This window comes from Longimicrobium sp. (assembly GCF_036399255.1).
In the GTDB taxonomy this organism is placed as follows: domain Bacteria; phylum Gemmatimonadota; class Gemmatimonadetes; order Longimicrobiales; family Longimicrobiaceae; genus Longimicrobium.
The window spans coordinates 35,109-54,912 of sequence record NZ_DASWNM010000066.1; the positions used below are offsets into that span (position 1 = coordinate 35,109).

The following is a 19,804-nucleotide window of genomic DNA, read 5'->3' on the forward strand; positions in this document are numbered from 1 at the left end:
GTGAGATGCGCCTCGGACCCAGGATAGCTCTCCGGGTTCATTGATCGTCACCGGTCAGGAGAAACAACGAGACCCCCCAAAAGAGGAAGTGGATAAATGACAACTACATACGCTCAAACACGCTCCCACTATTCGGGAGGAATAACCGCTCGTAAATACGCTCGGCAAAATCATCAGTCATTCCAGCAATGTAGTCGCAGAGGATGCGCTCCGCCTCTACGGGGTTGAGCGCATCCTCATACCGTGCACGGGAATCCCCGGGGAGCATCCGACTCGGAGCGGAACTAAAGGCTTGGAAAAGACCGAGTACGACTTGTTGACCCCGGTACTCAAGCGTTTGCACCTCAGAAGAGTCAATAACGGTTTCAAAGATCAATTTGTTCAGAACATCCAGAAAAGCACGGCTATTCGCGTCGAGAACGGCATTATACCGAAAAGAGGAATCTGAAAAGAGTTTTGTTTCTTGAACATTCGCGGATGTAATCAAACGATTCACCAATCCGCCAATAACCCGCTTTCTCTCATGGCTTGTTGCGGAGAATAGGCCGTGTGCGAGTCTCCGTAGGTCCTTACCAATTAGTGATGCCCGGTCGTCTGTCTCTACTTTCTGCTCCCAATCCCTGCGTGTGACCAGACCGAGAGAAACCATATCTTCCAAATCGTGGATTCCATATGCGATATCATCGGCAATCTCCATGATTGAGGTATCAAGCGCTTTGTATCGTGGCTTCGCATGTCCACCTTTGGCCTCCTCCGCCTCGAGAAAAATGGCTCGGTCGTTTTCTGTGAAGGGCGCAAGTATCCACTCCACCAAATCGGCTTCAGTGTCCAAATAGCACTTTGGAGGTTTAGCATCCTTTACGCCAAGCAACCTCAGATCTTGAAGAGTCGTTGGCACCAGCCGCACGACTTGTGAATACGGTAAAGGGTACTTGAGTACACCAAGCAGGGCGCGACGAGAGAGATTAATGCCGTGTTCAGGCGTATGTTTCTCCAAGCGCGCTAATATCCTGAGTGTCTGACCATTGCCTTCGAAGCCGCCTGACTTCCTCATACAATAATTCAAAGCACGCTCCCCGCCGTGCCCGAATGGAGGGTGCCCCAGGTCATGGGAGAGACATATTGTTTCTATTAGTTCAGTAGCGGGTATGGCCTCCCGTGCAGAGTGGCTTCGCACACGGGATTGTAGATGTAGAACGAGGCCACGCCCTATTTGAGCTGCCTCCATCGAATGCGTAAGCCGCGTTCGATGGAAATCGCCCTCTCTGACTCCAATTACCTGCGTCTTTGCCTGCAGGCGGCGAAACGAAGCTGAATGGATGACGCGCGAGCGATCCCGCTCGTAATCGTTTCGTACATCGCGGGGACGTCGTTCTGATCGCTCCCTGCGTTCCATCCATAGATGAGCGTCCATAGCGCGGTAGTCACTTCTGTTGAGGTTAGGTCGCCGACTCTCAATCCAACACTAGAGAAAGATTGTAAGTAGTGGACAAGAAAACGGGAGTTTCTACCAAATTCTCCCGTCTCCACCCTGCCGCACGACGTGGTACCCGTCGCGCGGCAGCCGATGCTCCGTCGTCGCGCCGCCGCACCAGCGGATGCGGACGGGGATCAGTTCCGGCGCGGTGGCGCCGAGGCCGAAGTGCAGGCGAGTGTCGTGCTGCGACGAGAAGCCGTTGGCGGCCTGCACCTCGCGCTGCTGCGGGCGCTCGCGCGGGAAGCATCGCGGTGGCCCAACGCCGCTCGACCGCACGCGTGCAGTCTCAGCGCAATTGCAAGCGACGCTGAAGGTCCAGCACCCTGGATCGCCACGCCTCGCCCTCTTCCGAACCACTCCAGAGTTCAGCAAGCTCGGAATCAGACAAGACGGCATCGATGGCAAGGCGGGCGGCCAACACCAGTTCTGCGCCGGGATCGCCGGGATGAGCCGCGATCCACGTCGCTACGTTCTCCGGCAGTTCCGCGGCCGGATTCCCCCGCAACGCGGCAACGACCTCCGCCGCCGCAATCGCGGCAGAACACGCCGGTGCCTCAAGATACTCATCCGCAAACTCGCGGATGTCCTGAAACGCGAAACCAGCCGCGATCAGCCCCTGGTCCTCCAGTTCAGCGACCCAGTCCAATGCCTCATCGTTCTCGAACGGTCCCACACCCCACGCACCCATCTATCTGCTCCTGAACAACTGATACGGTTTGTCTCTTCGTCTGATCGAACTACGAACAGAGGCTATCGTGAAGCCGCCTGCCGCACGACGTGGTACCCGTCCCGCGGCAGCCGATGCTCCGTCGTGGCGCCGCCGCACCAGCGGATGCGGACCGTCACCAACTCCGGCGCGGCGGGGCCGAGGCCGAAGTGCAGGCGGGTGTCGTGCTGCGACGAGAAGCCGTTCGCGGCCTGCACCTCGCGCTGCTGCGGGCGCTCGCCGGGCAGAAGCACCGTGGCGACGGAGCCGAACGCCTCGCGGCCGCAGGCGCGGCCATCGCCCTCCAGGCGCAGGCCGATCCAGTGCCCGGCGCCGGCCGCGGCGGAGGGGGCGTTGCGCAGCAGCGTGGGGCCGGCGTGCTGGTTGGCGATCACCACGTCCAGGCGGCCGTCGCCGTCCAGGTCCGCCGTGGCCACGCCGCGCGAGTTGTCGCCCGCCGTCAGCCCCACCAGCGGCGCCACGTCGACGAACTGCGGGCGGGCGTCGGCGCCGCGGTTCAGCAGGACGCGGCGCTTTTCATTGGGATAGATGCAGCGGCCGCGGATGTCGCCCCACATGTCGGCGTAGGTGTGCACCTCGCGGCCGGACTGCATCAGCTTGTGGTTCACGTACCAGTAGTCCGGGCAGCCCTCGTATCGGTTGTCCAGCCGGTCGTCCACCATGCCGTTGGCCTGCACCATGTCGGGCCAGCCGTCGTTGTTCAGGTCGCCCACGCCCGCGCCCCACGCAAAGCGGTCCTCGTTCAGCGCGCCGCGGCCGGTGGCCTCGTCGCGCAGGCGGGGGGTGCCGCGGGCGTCGGGGCCGCGGTTCATCCACAGGATGCTGCCCTCCGCCTGCAGTTCCTGGTGCACGTTGCTCACGTACACGTCCGGCCAGCCGTTGCGGTCGAAGTCGGTGATGGACGAGTTCATCCCCTTGTACGTGTCCATCCCCACGTGCCCGAACAGCCGTCCATGGACGCGGCGGAATCCCCTGCCCTGTTGGTTTAGATACAGGTCGTCGCGGCCAAAGTCGCTGGCCAGGTACAGGTCCGTCCACCCGTCGCCGTTCAGGTCGCCGGTGCCGATGGAGATGGTCCAGTGCGTTTCGGGCATCCCCATGGCGTCCATGTCCTGCGCAACGAACCGCCCGCCCACGTTGCGCAGCAGCACGTTGCGCCCGCCGTTGCTGGCGTCGTGCCAGCCATCGTGCATGAAGCGGAACATCCGCCGGTCCCCATCGAACGCCGGCTGGGGAAGCTGAAAGATGTTGAGCCGCGTGGGCCGCTCGTATCCGGCCAGCCACGGGTTCAGCACGTTGCCGATCAGCAGGTCCGGCCGTCCGTCGCGATCGTAGTCCAGCACGTTGGCGGCGACGGAGATGGTGTATTCCGGCATCCCCGCCGCCACCGACACGTCGTCGAACTCCACGCGCCCCGTCTGTCCGAACCGCGAGCGCAGCAGCCGCGTGCGCCCAAACGAAACGGGCACCAGCAGGTCCAGCGCGCCGTCCTCATCGTAATCGAAGAACAATCCGGACGATGCGAAGCCGTGACGCTGCGGCGCGATCCGCAGCGAGTCCAGCGCGGGGAGGGCGACGCGTTCGAAGCGAAAGCCGCCGCGGTTCAGGTACAGCCCGGCGCGGTCCTCCGCGCGGGCCAGCGGATTGGTGAAGAACAGGTCCGGGCGCCCGTCCGCATCCACGTCCCCCGCGGCCACCGAGGCGCCCACGGAAAGCAGCCACTTGGCGATGTGGCGCAGCCGCGGATCGAGCATGTCGTACGTCCCCGGATCCATCGTCACGCCCAGCCCGCTCTGCGCCGCGGGCACCTCGCGCAGCACGAAGCCGGCGTCGTCCAGCGCCACGCGCGGGTGGATGACGGTGGCGTACGCCGTGCCGCCCAACAGCGCCATCACCCCCAGCACGCCCGCGGTCCGCAGCGTCCGCCCATCCCCCAGCGCCTCGCGCAGGCGCGGGACCGGCCCCATCCGCCACATCTCCCGCAGGTGCAGAAAGATGAAGCGCCCCGTGGCGATGGCGAACGCGGCGTAGAAGAAGGTAAAGACGCTCTCCTTCGTGTGCAGGTACAGGTCGACCACGGTGATCCCGAAGGCGAGCGCCACCTGCGCGCGCGGCGACGCGGGTGACGTCTTCGGGTCGGTCAGCATGAAGAAGGTGAAGAGAAAGAAGGGAGGCGTGGTCAGCGTCCCCAGGAACAGCATCTCCGGCGGCAGGTGCGCGCGCATGATGTACGCGCGCAACGCCGTCTGCAGGGCGTAGAACAGGAGAAACGAGACGATCAGCCACCCCCGCCCCACGCGAAAGACGAAGAGCGAGAGCGCCGCCGTCACCATGAACGCCGACATCGCCACGTGGCCGCCCCACTGGTACGCCGGCGCCGTGGTGATCAGCGAGCCGAAGAACAGCAGCGAGATCGCCACCGCCGCCAGCGAGGGGTTGATGGTGTGCTGGCCCCTGAACGTCAGCAGGTACTTGCCGCCGATGGCGATGAACACCGGCAGCAGCAGCAGAAAGTAGTCGTGCGAGTAGTTGAGCAGCAGCGCCAGCGAAAGCCCGCTGATGCACGCGCTGAGCGGAAAGATCCACTCGCGTTTGCGCAGCAGGCGGTGCAGCAGCATGTCCAGCGCGCCCGCGGCGCCCACGATCAGCAGGATCTGCGTGGGTGAGCGGTTGAAGCCCAGCCACGCCACCCCCATCACCGCGTAGAGCGACAGGATGGCGGCGAAGGGCCAGCGCGGATCCCGGCGCGGGGGGATGCTGTCGCGCCAGCTCCGCGGCTTCGCCTGCGGCGGCGGTGCGAGATGCGCGGCGGGCGGGGCCGGCGGCGCGGCCACGGCGGAGGGGGGCGGCGTCATGCGTCGACGCTCCGTCTGGCCCCGAGGGGCGCCCCCTCCGGGCTCGTAAAACTCGCCCACCTCCCCCAAAACTGCTGGGGGAGGTTGTTTGCGGGCCGAGACTTCGCGGCGCCCCACCTGGAATGAGAGATACGATGGACTTGCGGATTTCGCATCATCATACCAGCGCCATCTCGAAGCCGGGGCGGCCCGGCGCCAGGCACTCCGGCGGCGGCTCGGTACCCGGCGGCGTCACCACGAACAGGCGCGCCGGAAGGTCCGTGAACTGAAAGCCTCGAAAGGCGGATTCCATCGGGTCGCCTTCGGGGACGAAGAAGGAAAGGAGCACGTAGCCGCTCTTGCGATGGTCGGCGTAGACGCGCTCCAGCAGCGCGCGCAGCACCGCCGGATCGTCCGAGGGCACGGCCTGGTGCGTGGCGTACAGGTAGCGCAGCTCCTCACCCGGATCGGGGAGCCGGGGAAAGCGCAGCAGCCGCGCCGCGACGTCGTACCCCGCTTTGATCCGCCGCATCTTTCCTCGATACGCCGCCACGACCGTCCGCTTGACTGGCGCGGCGTCCCACATCGCCAGGCATCCCGCCAGCGCGCCGTCACGATCCTCCGCCAGGTAGAACGAATCGATCCGGAGCCCCGGCCACTCCGCCAGCCGGCGCCGCAGCTCCGCCAGCGGCATGGGCGTGCCGAAGGGGCGGCGGCGTGCGTCGGCATCCAGGAACGAGGCCAGCGCCGGCAGGTCCGCCTCCGCCGCGCGCCGCACACGGAACGCGCTGCGCCGGGGGAGTCGCGGCAGCGCAAGGTGCACGTTGCGGATGCGGAAGTCCGTGAGCGGCGTGTAGCGCGGCATCCCGCGCTGCCGCCGGTTCTGTACCGTCAGCGCGCGGAGGGCCCGTTCGTTCGACGCGATCACCGCGCTCAGGCTCGCCACGCACCCGCGCGCCGCGGCCGATTCCGCCAGCGTGGGGCCGTAGACGCGGTTCAGCAGGTGGCGGCCCTGCACGGCCGGCGACAGGCGCAGGTCGCCCAGGTAGCCCACGCGCCGCCGCTCCCCGCCCAGGTATCCGTCGCGAAAAACCAGCGACGCCATCGCCTCCACCCGTCCCGCGTCCTCCGCCACCCAGCACTCCCAGTCGCCGGACTGCAGGCGGAGGAGCGCGGCGAAGTCCGGATCGCGGCGGATGGAAAGCGCCAGCTCCGTCTCCATCGGCACCCGCGCGAACAGCTCGCACATCGCCGCGCCATCGGCGGGCGTGGCGCGGCGGAGCTGAAGCAGGCCGGCGTCGACGGAGGCGGTCACATCCAGAACTCGATCCGGTCCGCGCGCGGCTCCGGCGGCGGGCCGGTTTCGCCGGCGGCGGCGTGGTCGCGCAGGGCCTCAATGGCGCGGTGGATCTCGTCCGCCGCCGTGCCGCTGAAGCGCCGCGCCCCAAAGCGCCGCAGGTTGCCCGTCTGCACCTCCATGATCCGCACGTCCTGCTGGATCACGGTGCGCGTGTACGGCGGCAGCAGCCACCGCGCGAGCGGGTTGAACACGCCGAAGCGAAAGGTGATGGCGGTGTACACCATCGCCCGCTCGGGGGTGATGGGCGTGATCTGCGAGGTGATGACGAAGCCGCGCCGCTCGCCCCACATGTAGTCGACGCGGGTGATGTTGGGCATGAAGAAGCGGTCGGTGTGCGTCATCACCTTGCCGTCGGGGTTCAGCAGCCACTTGCTGAAGCCGATGGAGTCGTCCGGCTGAAAGTACTCCACGTGCACCGCGTCCGCCGTGCGCTCGATGGTGGCCTCGGCGCGCTTTACGTTGGCCGCCTTGCGAAACCAGCCACTGTGCACGAACGCCGTGTGCGGCACGTCCATGAAGTTCTCCACCAGGTCCGTCACGTCCCCGTCGAACGGCGTCAGCATCACGTACGAGCGCCATCCCTCCTCGCCCGCGTGCGGAAAGCGGAACGGCTCCTTTTCCTCCGCGAGCTCCGGCGTGCCCAGGTACACCCACACGAAGCCGTCCTGCTCGCGCACGGGAAAGCGCTCCAGCCGGCGTCCTTCCCTGGCTCGTTTTTCCGGGCTTTCCGAGGGGACGATGACCAGCTCGCCCTCCGCGTTGTACGTCCACCCGTGGTAGGGGCAGCCGATGCAGCCGTCGAACAGATCGCCCTTGCTGAGCGCGGCGTTGCGGTGCAGGCACCGGTCGATGAGCGCCGTCGCCCGCCCGTCCGCGCCGCGAAAGAGCACCAGGGGCTCTTCCATGATGGTGACGGCGTACGGCTTCTTCGCCGTCACCTGCTTCGACAGTGCGGCGACGTACCAGTTCTCGTTCAGCGTCCCGCAGCGAAAGCGCATGATGGGCCGCGCCTCGGGCGCGTCCGTCGGGCGCCCGCCCGGGCAGCCCGCGATGGCGGGGACGGCGATGGAGGTGGGGGTCTGGGGCGAAGTCGGAGCCTGCATGGGGGTGCCTTCGATGTAAGTTCGTGCGTGGGCGGGGGTGGTGCGGTTCGGCAGGGATCAGACTGCGTCGGCGGGGTGCCCCTCCCCCGGCCCCTCCCCGTTCGTTCCTCACGGAGAGGGGAGAATTCGATTGCGCTGCGGACAGATGCGGCGCGAGCGGCGGTCCCGGTTTCGACAGATTTTCGAGCGCGTCCGCCAGCGCCCCCCTCTCCCGCTCAGTTTGCGGGGGAGGGCCGGGGTGGAGGGCGGCTCACCATCCCGCACCGACTTGGCCGAGGCACCCCGGTCCCTGCCTCACACCAACCTCCCCCAGGGTTTTTGGGGGAGGTGGGCCGGTGGTGCCGGCCCGGAGGGGGCGCCGCGGGTCGCTCCGCGGCTGCCGATTCCACCAGGGCTTCTAGGTGGTGGCGGTCGCCGCGTCTGCGGAATCCAGCCGCACCAGGTCCCGCATCACCATCGCCAGCCGGGCGTAGGAGACCACGTCCACGGCGGCGGTCAGGTTGTTGATCCGGCGAAAGTGCGGCTCGTCGTTGGCGAAGTAGATGCCGTCCTGGCCCTGCGTTTTGCCCGCGACCGTACGGTTGAACAGCGTGGCGAAGACCATCTCCGCCACCAGCGTGGCGCGGATGGAGTCCAGGTGCCGCCGTGCAATGCCGTCCACACCCTCCCTGCTCCCGTCGCGGCCGGAGCGCATCATCAAGGAGAGCATCGCAAGGTCGATGGCGTCGTGGCCCACGCCATACGCGCACCGCCAGGAATGCGTGCGGTACAGCATCCACATCTCCGCCGCCCCGCGCGCCGTAAAGCTGAGCAGGTGCGCGCGCAGCACCGCGCGGTTCTCCGGCGACAGCCCTTCCCGGCGCAGCAGCTCGGCGGGGATCACGAACCAGGACAGCAGCGTGTAGTTCAGCCACATCGACTTCGGCAGCGAGATGGCGCCGCCCACGCGCTCGCCGCGGTTCTGCTTGCGCGCGAACCGGTATACGAACGCCGACACGCCCGCGGCCGCCAGCAGCCACACCGGGACCTTTCGCGGCACCTTCATCCGACCTCCGTAGCCTGGGGCACGTCGAACACCCGCGCCCACTCCGTACCCGCATCCAGCGCGGGCGGTTTGATGGATCCCGCCCGCTGCCCGCGCGCCGTGCAGACGCGCTCGTACACGCGCTCGCCGTCCGTCACCGCCACTCCCTCGATCGAGTTCAACTGCCCCAGCGCACGGCAGAGACCGTAATGATGCGCATCCAATAGAATCCGCTCCGCCGCCGCGGCCAGCGCGCGCGCGTCGTCCGGCGACGCTTCGGCGTACAGGCGGTAGCGCGGCGGCTCTCCCCATTCCGGGGCCAACAGGGCGAAGGGGGGATGGATGCCGGTCTCCGCGGCGGCGCGCGCCAGGACGTGCTCCACCAGCTCCGGCGTCAGCTTTTCCCCCGCCAGGTCGCTGGCCCGGTCCGCCCGGCCCACGAAGCGCAGCGTGGGCGTGCGCTCCAGCCGTCCCTCCACCCGCACGCGGTCCTTGAGCCGATAGCGGTAGAGCCCGCCGCCCGTGGTCAGCACCACCTCGTACGTGGCGCCGGGCTCCAGCTCGTGGACGCCGAACGCGGCATCCGCATCCCCATCCGGCAGGAACTCCAGGTAGTGCGACGTGACCGCCGCCACCGGGGCTTCCGCGCGGAAAAGGGGGATGGATACCACGCCTTCCGTCGCCAGCAACCCCTTGCCCTGCACCTCCACCCGCGGAAAGCGGCGCCGCATCCCGTCCAGCGCCCGCGCCGCGTGGCCGTCCGCCCAGCAGGAGATCAGCGCCAGCCGCGGCCACAGCGCGCCCAGGTCCTCCGGCGGGCGCCGTCCGAAACGGCGGCGCAGGCGGGCGGCCGCTTCGGGACGCGCGGGGAGCGCCCGCTCCAGCTCCGTCCGCAACTCGGGAGCGAGCGCGGCGGAAAGGCGGCCGCTTTCCATCTCACTCAGCAGCGCGTCCCACTCCTCGTCCAGCGCGCCGGCAAGGAGGGTGAGGAACGACGGGCTCCACACGGAGATCATCGCCAGGTCCGGCATGGCGAGCAGCGCGCGCAGCGTCACGCGGCGGCAGGCGGCCAGGTCGGGGATGCGCGAGACGGCGCGCGGGACGCCCAGCGAGCGGTCCAGCAGCGCGCGCACCAGCGGCGGAAAGTAGTCGCTGTCGTGCTCCATCCCCACCGGCACGCCCCCCGCCGTCCGCTCGCGCCGCCGCGACGGGGGCGACACGGCCCAGTACGCCTGCCCCCCGCGCAGCGCCGGCCGGCTGCGCAGCATGTCCGCGATCCACGGCATGGTCGCGGCGGAGAACTCGTCCAGCAGCCGCTGCGTGTACGGCACCTCTTTCGACAGCCCCGACGTGCCGCCGCTGGGCTCCACGAAGCGCACCGGCGCGGCGGTCAGCGCGTTCGGCTCGCCATCGCAGGCACGGCCGATCCACCCCTGCAGCTCCGCGAAGTCGCGCACCGGCACGCGGGCGCGAAAGTCCGCCGCCGTGCGCACGTCGCCGAACCCGTGTGCCCGGCCGAACTCCGTGTCGCGGTTCTCGTGGAGGATGCGGCGCAGGATGGCCGCCTGCGCCGCCGCGGGGTCGCGCAGCGCGCGCGTAAAGCGGGCACTCGCGGGCGCCGCGGCGGCGCGGTACAGCGTGCTGGCGATGCGGGCGGCCGCGCTCACCGCGCGCCCGTGGCCGCGAGCCGCTTCCACGCGATCCCCGCCGCCGTGCGGGCGAGGTCGCGCAGCCGGATTTGCGCCAGGCAGGCCAGCTCCTCGCCGCGCGCGTGGCCGGGGTTGCGATCCACGAAAAAGCGAACGTGCGGGTTGGCCAGCAGCGCCGCCTCCACCGGCGCCACGCCGTCACGCACGCGCTCGTGCGGAGTGGCGTAGCGGATGATCCCCGCCGCCGCGTCGTACTCCGCGCCGAAGCGCTCCGTGGCAAGCGCGTCCAGCGCGGCGCGCAGCTCCGGCGGCTCGGCGCGGTCGCAGCGGGGGACGGCCAGCGGAAAGTGGTTGGCCATCAGCAGGTACGTGCGCCACCCCTTGGAGAGCAGGAACCAGTACAGCGGACGGCCCGGGTGCCGGATCCTGAGGCGGAACAGGAGGGTGGCGAAGGCGCTCTGCAGGCACTTTTGCCCCCAGCACGACCGGTCGATCACCGTGTCGCCGCTGAACACCATCGTCGCCGTCCGATTCCCGACACGCACCTCGCGGTGCAGCACCGTGGAGAAACCCCGGAGCGCTCCATTGCTCCGGTCGCGAAGCAGGATCACACGCTGCTTCTCATCCAGGTCCCGCTCGAACCGCTCCCGGTCCGCACCCTCGTAGTGCGCGCGGAACAGCGCGAACGCGGCGTCGCGCGTGCCCGCATCCAGCATGCGCGGTTCGACGACGTACGCGCGGAGCCGTGGCGGCGGTGCCGTATGCGGGATGGCGGTGGAGCGCTCCGCGGCGGGAGGGGCGAGCGGCATGCGACTGCGGGGTGGGAGGCCTGCGGAAATTGCGGGCGGGATGATCGTACAGTCGGCGGGCGCCGTCCGTTCCGGTAATATGGGTCCGGATCGGCGGCGGGGCCAGTCGGACAAGGCATGAAGCAGGCAGCGAACTGCGTCCGCGGGGTGCCCCTCCCCCGGCCCCTCCCCGTTCGTTCCTCACGGAGAGGGGAGAATTCGAGCGCGCTCCGGCAGGCCGCACGTTGGCCGCTTTCCAACGACCCGCTACGCGGCAGGCACTTGCCCCTGCGCCACAGCCGCCAGTCCGCGAAGGCGGCCTTCGTGTGGTTGTTGCAGCGAATTCATTCGCCCTTGCCGACCTCGGGGTGACCCTGGGTCCGAAGCTCGACGGCTGGAATCGAACCGGCGCCCGACGGGGCCCCCTCTCCCCCGGCCCCTCTCCCCCGCTGCGCGGGAGAAAGGGGAGAATTCGATCCCGCTGCGACCAGAGTCGGATCAATCCCCAAACTGTCATTCCGAGGGCGCGCCGCGTCGAACCTTCCCGCACACCACACCCGGCGCGCGACCGAGGAATCTACCGTCGGAATTCTGGGTGGCCGGGGAGATTCCCCTCCCGCTATTCCCTATTACCTATTCCCTATTCCCTGCCGTCCCCGCCTCCGTAACCCCCAGCCCCGGCGCGGTGTTGAAGCGCAGGGTACCGTCCGCCTCGATGCCGGGGCCGCGGAAGGGGTCGCGAGCCAACAGCGCGGCGCCGTCCAGATCAACGTAATCCACCAGCGGCGCCACCTGCACGGCGGCGGCGATGCCCAGCGTCGATTCGATCATGCAGCCCAGCATCACGCTCATCCCGTGGGCGCGCGCGGCGTGGGCAATGCGGACGGCTTCGCGCAGGCTGCCGCACTTGCTGAGCTTGATGTTCACGCCATCCACCACCCCCGCCAGCTTCGCCACGTCCTCCGCCGTCGCGCACGATTCGTCGGCGATGATGGGGAGCGGCGAGTTGTCGCGCACCAGCTTGAGGCCGGCCAGGTCGTGCGCGGGGAGCGGCTGCTCCACGAACTCCACGCCGAAGTCGGCCAGGATGGGCATGGCGGAGATGGCCTGCTTGGCGGTCCAGCCGGTGTTGGCGTCCACGCGGATCGTCTTGTCCGGCGCCTCCTCGCGGATCATGGTGAGGATCTCGAAGTCGTCGGGCGTGCCCACCTTGATCTTGAGGATGGAGTACGCCGCTGCCTCGCGCACCTTCTGCCGCATCACGTCGATGCTGTCGATGCCGATGGTGAACGACGACGGCGCCGCGACGGGATCCAGCCCCCACAGCTTCCACACCGGCAGCCCGAGCTTTTTGCCGACGAGGTCGTGCAGCGCGGCGGAGATGGCCACGCGCGCGGAGCCGTTGTGCGCCAGCGCGTGGTGCAGCACCCCGTCGATGCGCTCCAGCGCGAACGGATCGCCCTCCGCCGCGGCCTCGAGCGCGCGCGCCAGGCGCGGCATCACGGCCATGACGGTGTCCGCCGTCTCGCCGTAGAACGGCTGCGGCGACGCTTCGCCCCAGCCTTCCACGCCGTCCTCGTCGCGCACGCGCACCCACACCAGCCTGCGCGCCGGCGGCCCCGCCTCGCGCGCGATGTTGAACGCGTGCCTGGTGTTCAGCTCGAACGTCTCGAAGGTCAGCTTCATGTCAGACGATTGTGTGGGTCACGCATGGCGTGTGTCGATTCTGGATCGCGTGCCGGCCCCGCCTCCAGGAGCGAATGAATTCGCCGCGGGAAAATCGCAAAATCCGCCTTCGCGGATTGCGGCCGCGGGTATCCGTCATTCCGACGATCCACCAGCAGCAGACAGTAGATTCCTCGGTCGCGCCCGGGCTCCGCGGCACGGCGGGTTCCGCGCGGCGCTCCCTCGGAATGACACTCTTTTGCCACGCAACGGGATCTACGGCATCCTCGTGGCGCCGTCCCGCCGTTTGCGCGGAGCGTCCATGGTGTTGAAGCCCCGCCGGGCGAGCTCCGCGAGCCCAGGGCGGGGCTTGTGGCCGTTCCAGCCCCGGGTTTCAACCCGGGTGGTGAGGCGAGGTCCGGGCGGCCGTAAACGCGCATCGCACGTGCGGCGCCCGCCCTTCACCCCTTCACCCCTTCACCCCTTCACCCCTTCACCCCTTCACCCCTTCACCCCTTCACCCCTTCACCCTCACCCCGCCATCGTCACGAAGTCGTACGGCGGCCACGGGCCCGTCAAATCCAGCCCCAGCGCGCTGTTCAGCCGGGCAAGGACCGCCAGCTTGTCCTGGAACGCGGACGACGCGGTGCGGTCCACCAGGAAGGCGGCGCTCAGAACGCGGCCGCGCAGGTTGGGGAGCGTCACCGCCGCGGCGCTGATGCGGCGCAGCTCGGCGTAGATGTGCGTCGACAGGTCCAGCGCCAGGTCGCGGCTGAAGGCGCTGTCCACCACGTCCACGTGCAGCCGGAACTCCCACCGCCCCGCCACCCGCTCCAGCGCGCCCGTCAGCCCCGCGTGCGACTCCGTGAGAAACGCCCGCACCTGCTCCTGGTCCGCGAACACCACGCCCACGGGCGCGGGGACCACGTCCTCGCGCAGCAGCGCGCGGTGCACCTCCCAGTGCCGGGCCGCCACGTGGTCCGCGTGCCCGTCGCTCCCCTGCGGCGGCGCGGGGGCCACCAGCGCCGCCAGGTCGCCGGCGCGCACCAGCTCCACGCCCAGCGCGGGGTCCGCCGCGTCCCACTCCCCCGCGCCGTCCGCGGGCGCGCGCACCACGCCCAGCAGCGCCCAGCCGTGGGCGGGCCCGGCGCGCGGCAGCGGGATCGGCTCGGCCGACATCAGGCGAAGCGCGGGTCGGAGAGCAGCGCGTACACCGCCGTCTGCGGCTCCGGCGTGGTCACCTCCGGGCCGTCGGGGCCCATGTACACGTCCACCTCGCTGCGGAATCCCACGTCGCCGGCCAGGTAGATGCCGGGCTCGATGGAAAAGCCCACGCCGGGGATCAGCCGCCGCGTATCCTTCGATTCCAGGTTGTCGATGTTGGGCCCGGAGCCGTGCAGCTCGCGGTCGATGGAATGCCCGGTGCGGTGGATGAACTGCTCGCCCCACCCGCGCTCCACGATCACGGCCCGGGATGCGTCGTCCGCCTCCCATCCCGCGATCTCCTCCCCCGCCGCGGACCGGCGGCGGATGAGGTCGATGGCGGCCAGCCGCGCATCCCGCACCGCGGCAAAGATCTCTTCCAGCCGCTGGGGCACCTGCTCGCCCACGTAGCCCATCCACGTCTGGTCGGCGTAGATGGCGCCCTCGTCCTCCTTGCCCCACAGGTCGATGAGCACCAGGTCGCCCTCGGCGATGAGGCTGTGCTGGTCCGCGGACGGCGCGTAGTGGGGATTGGCCGCGTTCTCGTTGACGGCCACGATGGCGTCGGCCCCCACGCGGATGCCGCGGCGCGCGAACTCGCCGGCGATCCACTGGCGCACGTCCCATTCGCCCAGCAGGCGCCCCTCGCGGATCGCGGCGGCGATGCGGCCAAAGGCCTCGTGCGCCACCTCGTACACGTGCCGCGCGGCGCGGCGGTGGCCGGCCAGCCCCTCCTCCGACCAGCGTGCGTAGAAGGCGCTCACCAGGTCGCCGCTGGTCACCGGCTCGGCGCCGGTGGCGCGGATCATCTCGATGACCCCGGCGGGGACGCGGTCCACGTACGGCACTGCGTTCCCGGGGGCGTACTCCATCGCCACGCGCGGGTTGCCGGGAAGCAGCTGCGACAGCCGCGACTCCAGCTCGCGCCACGACGAGTAGGGCCAGTTGTCGCCGATCCACCCCGTCCACGGCTGCTGCTCGATGCGGTGCGTGACGGCGACGGGCGTGCCCTGCACCGGAATCCACACGAAGTAGCGCCGGGTAAGGGCGGGAAGCCCCAGCAGGTTGTTGGCGACCGCGTTGGTGCCCTGGAAGTTGAAGATCAGCCACCCGTCCACGCCCTGCGCGCGCAGCTCGTCCTGGATGCGCGCGACGGTGTCGGGGGTCAGCGATACGGTCTGCTCGGTGACGGCCATCCGGTCCGGTCCCTGGGTTCGGGCCGCGTCACGGCGGGGTGACGGGCCACTTGGTTCCCTTGATCATCGAAAGCCCCAGCACCCGCTCGCGGGTGAGCAGGCGGTGGATTTCCCGCTCGCGCAGCACGGCGCCCTTCACCCCGCCCCACCCCCAGCGGCGCCACGCGCGAAACAGGATGGCGATGCGCTCGCGGAGGGTAAAGATCTCGCTGAAGTCCGGGAACGGCGCGCCGCCGCCCGCCGTGGGGCGAAACGGCGACGGCGCGTCGGACCAGTCCTCCACGGTAAGGTCCACCACGCCCGCGTCGCGCAGCAGCTGCTTCCACTCCACGAGGATCATGGGGCGCGCGCCCAGGTGGCGCACCAGGATCTCGCGGCGGGTGGGGTCCACGTGCCCCGTCCAGATGAGCTGGATGAGCACCACGCACCCGTGCGGCCGCGTCACCCGCGCCAGCTCGGCCACGGCGCGGGCAGGGTCGGCGCTGGCGGCCAGGCCGATCTCGCCGATGGCCACGTCGAAGGTGCCGTCCTTGAACGGCAGGTCGTCGAGCGCGGCGGTCTCGAAGGTGATGCGCCCGTCCATCTCGGCGTCGCGGGCGCGCGAATACGCCTCCTGCACCAGCACGCGGTCCGAATCGACCCCCACGCCCGAGACGCCAAAGGTGCGCGCCAGGTACAGCGTGCTCACCCCGCGCCCGCAGGCGGCGTCCAGCACCTCGTTCTGCGGCGCCAGCTCCGTCAGCTGGGCGATGCGCCGGTACAGGTCCTCGCCGCCGGGGGGAAACACCGTTTCCGCGCTCAGGCGCACCAGGTCCAGCATCGACGGCCCGCCTTCCCGGGGCGGCGGTGGGACGGGCGGGGCGTCGGGGCGCGATGGCATGGGGAGAAAGTATAGAGGCGGGCTGGTGGGGCCGCCAGCCGGGGGGAGTTCGGCCGAGGGATCGGAGATCGGGGATCGGCGAAGGGGATCGGGAGCTGCGTCGGCGGGGTGCCCCTCCCCCGGCCCCTCCCCGCTCGTTCCTCACGGAGAGGGGAGAATTCGATCCCGCTTCGGCTGGGATCGATCTGCGTCCGCGGGCGCCCCCACCGGGCTCGCATTACTCGCCCACCTCCCCCAAAACTGCTGGGGGAGGTTGGGGAGCGGAAGGATCGGGGCTCGACGGACGAAGGGCGAACTGCGCCGGACGGGGGCCCCTCCCCCGGCCCCTCCCCGTTCGTTCCTCACGGAGAGGGGAGAATTCGATCGCGCTTCGACGGCCGGTCGTGCGCGTCACCTCTCCCCCGCGCAGTTTGCGGGGGAGAGGCCGGGAGAGGGGGGCCGCCCACCAACTCGCACTACACTGCCCGAAGCACTCCGCCCCCCGCCCTCCACCCCAACCTCCCCCAGCAGTCTTGGGGGAGGTGGGCGAGTAATGCGAGCCCGGAGGGGGCGCCCGCCACCCGCACGGGATCGTCCGAAGCGGCGCCCCAGCCCGCCGTCACGCCGGCGGCAGGCCGGCGAGCGCGTGCAGGTGCTGGATGACGGCGCGGGCGGTCTCGGCGGCCGCGTAGCCGCCCTCGAGCACGGAGACCAGCCGCCCGCCAGCGTGCGCATCCACCCACTCGCGCAGCAGGAGGGTAATGTCGTACACCTCGTCCGGCTCCACGGCCAGGGAGCCGTGCGAGTCGGCGGCCAGGATGCAGAAACCGGCGGAGAGCAGCACGAAGCCGGGGGATTCGGCCGCGGGGATGGCGTCCAGCGCCTCGCGCAGCGCCGCGGCAAAATCGTCGCCGCCACTGCCTGGGGCAAGCGCGGCGCCGGGGATCGGCGGATCGTCGTCGTCGCTTTCCGGCTGCGGATCGGGAAAGGACTGGGGATGCTGGTGGATGGAGATCAACCGGATCCCATCATCCCCCGCCAGCACCTGGGCCAGCGCCAGCGGCTGAAGCGCCCCCCACGCCACCACCAGCACGCGCTCGATCCCGCGCCGCTCGCGCAGGTGCCGCGCGGCGATGGCGACGTTGTTGAACAGCGAGCACTCGCCCGCCGCATCCGCCGACGCACCGCGCCCCGGCGGCCGCGCCAGCGCGAAGCCGTTGCGCACCTCGCCCGCCAGCACCGCATCCACCGCCGTCAGCGCCGCGCCCGCGCCGGCCAGCGCCGCGTCCCACGACGCGCCCGAGACGGGGACGCCGTCCAGCATCAGCGTCTGCTCCGCGCGCGCCGCGTCCATCGCCAGATCCCGCACCCGCTCCATGTAGTCCGGCGTGTGGATGCGCAGCAGGTCGTCTTCCGTGGCGGGGACGCCCTCCAGCTGGTGGAGCGGCTCCCAGAGGGCCACCATGTCGCGCTGCACGGCGCGCACGATCGCCGGCAGCCGCCCCTGGTGGTCCAGGTGGCTCCAGCCCGTGTCGTGGCGCGAGGAGTCTTCGTGGCTGACGAACGCGGTGACCGGCATGAAGTGCGTGAGTGCGTGAGTGCGTGAGTGCGTGAGTGCGAAAGTGCGAAAGTGCGAAAGTAAGGCCTTGGCACGCTGTCCCCTGTAACCTGTCCCCTCTAACCTATCCTGCTGCCTCCGCTCCGGCGAACGACTTGCATACCTCCGGCCGCCTCACGATCACACAGCGAGCGGAGGAGCACCATGGGTCAGGACGGAAATCCGATCGGCGGCGAGCCGGGCACGGGGATGGGGAGCGGCGCGGCACGCCACGGCGGCGGCGACCTGGGCGGGGGCACGGCCGGGGCCGGCGGAGGCGACCTGGGCGGATACGGCGGCGGCGCCGGCGGCCGCGACCTGGGCGGCCCGCCCGCGGACGACGGCTCCGACCGCGCCGGCGACGACCAGATGGCGGGCGAGCGCGGTGAAGGCGGCGGCTCCGGCGGGTCCGGGAGGATGGATGCACCCCCCGACGACGACCGTCCCAGCGACATGGGTGCGCCGGGCCCCAACACCGAGCGCAGCGGCGGCACCTCCGCCGTCGGCGGCAGCGGCTCCGTCCGCGGCGACGACGGGCCGGACGGGGACGCGGGGATCGCCAGCAACGACATCGGCGGCGGCGGCACCAGCGGGCTGGACCTGGGCTCCGGCGGCGGCCCCACCAGCACCGGTGACCCGCCGGGCCGCATCCGTCGCGACTGATCCCAGTCCCCGGAGAAACGACGGCGGGGCTGCCCAGCATGTGCAGCCCCGATTCAATTCGCTGTGATCGGACCTATTCTGGATGAAGCGGACCAAACAGTCTAAGAAGCAGGTCAGGCATCGTCCCCAACTTCTCGAACCGTCCTTTGGGGAGGACCCGCATGTTTGGACGCTCCTGCTTGACCCCCTGCGCGTTCCCTTTCGTGTGGCGGGCGACTTTCAAGTCACGCACGTCTGGCAGCCGTTCGCCAGGCAACCCGCCGAACCAGAGAAAAGGACCAAGCTCCAGTGTTGACGGATCGAAGATCACCCAAACCACACATCCACTAGACTAGGTTTCTCAAGCAACCTGAGATTGACGCTGACCTGGGCAGTGCTGGAGAAACGGTGTGATGCTTTTAGCTGAATGTGGCGAACAATCCCATTTGCCTCCATCAAGAGATCGTACCCACCATCGTCTACTTGCGGCTTGAGAACCTCCATCCGATGAACGCCGCTGAGCCACAAACTCCGCATGATCTCACCGGCAAGCAGATGCTCCAGCAACGCTTCACGATAAGAAGAGTGGAGGCTATGCTCGTCAGCAGTTGACATTCGTCTGTAATCCTGGTGAACGTGAAGGTCGCCGTCATCGCATTGATGGACGACTCCTACGCGGTCGCGGCGCACGCATCCGGCGCGGGAGGCTCCGCGACCGGCGTGGGAGCAGGTGCGGACTCCGGCGCAGGGGGCGGAGGAACGGGCGAGCCGAGCAGGCGGGGGACCGATGGGGACGATGCGGCTACCGGCGGGCGCGGCGTGCTGCGGCGCGCGGTGGTGCGGCGCGCCATCTCTTCCGCGTAGCCGGGGCCGATGTAGCGCACCTCCGCGCCCGGCGCGCCGTCGCCGACCGAGCGGCGCAGGCGCACCTCCAGCCGCGCGTTCTCCAGCGTCCACACGGCGAGCCCTGACCGGCGGCAGAACGGCGGGCCGTGCACCGCCTCCGCCCGCGCCGAGGCCTGCGTGAACAGGTCGTGCGCGTTCAGCGCCGCGTTCTCGGGATGAAAGTAGACAAGGCCCACCAGGCTGTCGCTCTTGAGGATGGCGACGGCCTGCAGGTGCCGGTTGGGCGAGGCCGCGTGCACCTCGCGGCCGGTGCGCGTCAGCATCACGCGCAGCTCCCTGGCCTCCAGCGCCGCCGACACCGCCGCGGCGTCGATTCCCCAGGGCAGCAGCGCCGGCAGCGAATCACTCGCGAGTACAGGTGCCGGTGCTGCCACCTGCGCGCGAGCAGGTGCATGCAGCGCGATCACGGCCGCGCCCATCGCGGCGAAACGCAGCAGGTGCTTCGTCATTCGGGAGTTGATGTGTGGATCGGGTAGAGTGTGGTGATCAGGGGAATCTCAACGAAGACGTGTTGCCGCGCAAGGCGTCTGCAACGGTAGCAGAGGGACATTCACCCTCTCGCTCAGGCTCGCACCCACTCCCACGAGTGCGAGAGAGTATAAAGGTCGCCACTTTCCTCGGCATGTTCCCGCGGGTGAAGCCTCGCGCAGTTTGCGAGGCTTTCCGCAGTGGTTGCGGCGAGTTTACTCGCTCCCGCTGGCGGAGTCACCCCGCCCTGCGCCGTTCGCACAGCCCCGCGCGGTTTGCGGGGCTTCCCGCTTTTCCAGCCGCGGG

General features: G+C 69.5%; 17 protein-coding genes. 1 reads left to right on the forward strand and 16 read right to left on the reverse strand.

The features are described from left to right. Window positions 1-103: 103 nt before the first annotated feature. From VGC13_RS09915 to VGC13_RS09980, 14 genes are all read right to left on the reverse strand, one after another. Window positions 104-1,414, reverse strand: coding sequence for an anti-phage deoxyguanosine triphosphatase (locus VGC13_RS09915; RefSeq protein WP_331125087.1), 1,311 nt, complete (start codon window positions 1,412-1,414; stop codon window positions 104-106). Between the two features lie 93 nt (window positions 1,415-1,507). Further along, window positions 1,508-1,873: an ASPIC/UnbV domain-containing protein gene (locus VGC13_RS09920; RefSeq protein WP_331125088.1), complete on the reverse strand. Its 366-nt coding sequence runs from the start codon at window positions 1,871-1,873 to the stop codon at window positions 1,508-1,510. After that, complete coding sequence (locus VGC13_RS09925) at window positions 1,764-2,165, reverse strand: DUF4259 domain-containing protein (protein WP_331125089.1); 402 nt, start codon at window positions 2,163-2,165, stop codon at window positions 1,764-1,766. The genes VGC13_RS09920 and VGC13_RS09925 overlap by 110 nt, the downstream gene beginning before the upstream one ends. Before the next feature lie 62 nt (window positions 2,166-2,227). Next, window positions 2,228-5,059: a CRTAC1 family protein gene (locus tag VGC13_RS09930; protein WP_331125090.1), complete on the reverse strand. Its 2,832-nt coding sequence runs from the start codon at window positions 5,057-5,059 to the stop codon at window positions 2,228-2,230. 157 nt (window positions 5,060-5,216) lie between these two features. Beyond that, a complete protein-coding gene (locus VGC13_RS09935) occupies window positions 5,217-6,353 on the reverse strand; it encodes a GNAT family N-acetyltransferase (protein ID WP_331125091.1) in 1,137 nt (378 codons plus the stop codon). Beyond that, a complete protein-coding gene (locus VGC13_RS09940) occupies window positions 6,350-7,501 on the reverse strand; it encodes an aromatic ring-hydroxylating dioxygenase subunit alpha (protein ID WP_331125092.1) in 1,152 nt (383 codons plus the stop codon). Before VGC13_RS09940 ends, VGC13_RS09935 begins: the two co-directional genes overlap by 4 nt. A gap of 397 nt (window positions 7,502-7,898) precedes the next feature. After that, complete coding sequence (locus tag VGC13_RS09945; RefSeq protein ID WP_331125093.1) at window positions 7,899-8,546, reverse strand: hypothetical protein; 648 nt, start codon at window positions 8,544-8,546, stop codon at window positions 7,899-7,901. Further along, the gene (locus VGC13_RS09950; RefSeq protein ID WP_331125094.1) at window positions 8,543-10,222 is read right to left on the reverse strand and encodes a GH3 auxin-responsive promoter family protein; all 1,680 of its coding nucleotides are present in this window, start codon (window positions 10,220-10,222) and stop codon (window positions 8,543-8,545) included. Before VGC13_RS09950 ends, VGC13_RS09945 begins: the two co-directional genes overlap by 4 nt. Beyond that, window positions 10,189-10,983, reverse strand: a complete 795-nt coding sequence (locus VGC13_RS09955; RefSeq protein ID WP_331125095.1) for a hypothetical protein — start codon at window positions 10,981-10,983, stop codon at window positions 10,189-10,191. The genes VGC13_RS09950 and VGC13_RS09955 overlap by 34 nt, the downstream gene beginning before the upstream one ends. A gap of 612 nt (window positions 10,984-11,595) precedes the next feature. Continuing rightward, window positions 11,596-12,648: a dipeptide epimerase gene (locus VGC13_RS09960; protein WP_331125096.1), complete on the reverse strand. Its 1,053-nt coding sequence runs from the start codon at window positions 12,646-12,648 to the stop codon at window positions 11,596-11,598. Window positions 12,649-13,158: 510 nt separating this feature from the next. After that, complete coding sequence (locus VGC13_RS09965; RefSeq protein WP_331125097.1) at window positions 13,159-13,806, reverse strand: GvpL/GvpF family gas vesicle protein; 648 nt, start codon at window positions 13,804-13,806, stop codon at window positions 13,159-13,161. Next, a complete protein-coding gene (locus VGC13_RS09970; protein WP_331125098.1) occupies window positions 13,806-15,026 on the reverse strand; it encodes a Xaa-Pro peptidase family protein in 1,221 nt (406 codons plus the stop codon). Before VGC13_RS09970 ends, VGC13_RS09965 begins: the two co-directional genes overlap by 1 nt. 28 nt (window positions 15,027-15,054) lie before the next feature. Further along, window positions 15,055-15,906, reverse strand: a complete 852-nt coding sequence (locus VGC13_RS09975; RefSeq protein ID WP_331125099.1) for a class I SAM-dependent methyltransferase — start codon at window positions 15,904-15,906, stop codon at window positions 15,055-15,057. A gap of 598 nt (window positions 15,907-16,504) precedes the next feature. Continuing rightward, window positions 16,505-17,464, reverse strand: a complete 960-nt coding sequence (locus VGC13_RS09980; RefSeq protein ID WP_331125100.1) for a hypothetical protein — start codon at window positions 17,462-17,464, stop codon at window positions 16,505-16,507. Between the two features lie 183 nt (window positions 17,465-17,647). Between VGC13_RS09980 and VGC13_RS09985 the strand changes: the two genes are divergently transcribed. Further along, window positions 17,648-18,145 carry a hypothetical protein gene (locus VGC13_RS09985; RefSeq protein WP_331125101.1) on the forward strand — a complete coding sequence of 166 codons (498 nt, stop codon included), beginning with the start codon at window positions 17,648-17,650 and terminating at the stop codon, window positions 18,143-18,145. Window positions 18,146-18,451: 306 nt separating this feature from the next. Here the strand turns inward: VGC13_RS09985 and VGC13_RS09990 are convergent, their stop codons facing one another. After that, the gene (locus VGC13_RS09990) at window positions 18,452-18,739 is read right to left on the reverse strand and encodes a hypothetical protein (protein ID WP_331125102.1); all 288 of its coding nucleotides are present in this window, start codon (window positions 18,737-18,739) and stop codon (window positions 18,452-18,454) included. Window positions 18,740-18,795: 56 nt separating this feature from the next. Next, complete coding sequence (locus VGC13_RS09995; RefSeq protein ID WP_331125103.1) at window positions 18,796-19,479, reverse strand: hypothetical protein; 684 nt, start codon at window positions 19,477-19,479, stop codon at window positions 18,796-18,798. Window positions 19,480-19,804 lie beyond the last annotated feature (325 nt).

Bases quoted from the DNA above. Each gene is read 5' to 3' on its own strand.
- VGC13_RS09915 (WP_331125087.1), bottom strand. From the start codon at position 1,414: ATGGACGCTCATCTATGGATGGAACGCAGGGAGCGATCAGAACGACGT.
- VGC13_RS09920 (WP_331125088.1), bottom strand. From the start codon at position 1,873: ATGCCGTCTTGTCTGATTCCGAGCTTGCTGAACTCTGGAGTGGTTCGG.
- VGC13_RS09925 (WP_331125089.1), bottom strand. From the start codon at position 2,165: ATGGGTGCGTGGGGTGTGGGACCGTTCGAGAACGATGAGGCATTGGAC.
- VGC13_RS09930 (WP_331125090.1), bottom strand. From the start codon at position 5,059: ATGACGCCGCCCCCCTCCGCCGTGGCCGCGCCGCCGGCCCCGCCCGCC.
- VGC13_RS09940 (WP_331125092.1), bottom strand. From the start codon at position 7,501: ATGCAGGCTCCGACTTCGCCCCAGACCCCCACCTCCATCGCCGTCCCC.
- VGC13_RS09945 (WP_331125093.1), bottom strand. From the start codon at position 8,546: ATGAAGGTGCCGCGAAAGGTCCCGGTGTGGCTGCTGGCGGCCGCGGGC.
- VGC13_RS09955 (WP_331125095.1), bottom strand. From the start codon at position 10,983: ATGCCGCTCGCCCCTCCCGCCGCGGAGCGCTCCACCGCCATCCCGCAT.
- VGC13_RS09960 (WP_331125096.1), bottom strand. From the start codon at position 12,648: ATGAAGCTGACCTTCGAGACGTTCGAGCTGAACACCAGGCACGCGTTC.
- VGC13_RS09965 (WP_331125097.1), bottom strand. From the start codon at position 13,806: ATGTCGGCCGAGCCGATCCCGCTGCCGCGCGCCGGGCCCGCCCACGGC.
- VGC13_RS09970 (WP_331125098.1), bottom strand. From the start codon at position 15,026: ATGGCCGTCACCGAGCAGACCGTATCGCTGACCCCCGACACCGTCGCG.
- VGC13_RS09975 (WP_331125099.1), bottom strand. From the start codon at position 15,906: ATGCCATCGCGCCCCGACGCCCCGCCCGTCCCACCGCCGCCCCGGGAA.
- VGC13_RS09980 (WP_331125100.1), bottom strand. From the start codon at position 17,464: ATGCCGGTCACCGCGTTCGTCAGCCACGAAGACTCCTCGCGCCACGAC.
- VGC13_RS09985 (WP_331125101.1), top strand. From the start codon at position 17,648: ATGGGTCAGGACGGAAATCCGATCGGCGGCGAGCCGGGCACGGGGATG.
- VGC13_RS09990 (WP_331125102.1), bottom strand. From the start codon at position 18,739: ATGTCAACTGCTGACGAGCATAGCCTCCACTCTTCTTATCGTGAAGCG.
- VGC13_RS09995 (WP_331125103.1), bottom strand. From the start codon at position 19,479: ATGACGAAGCACCTGCTGCGTTTCGCCGCGATGGGCGCGGCCGTGATC.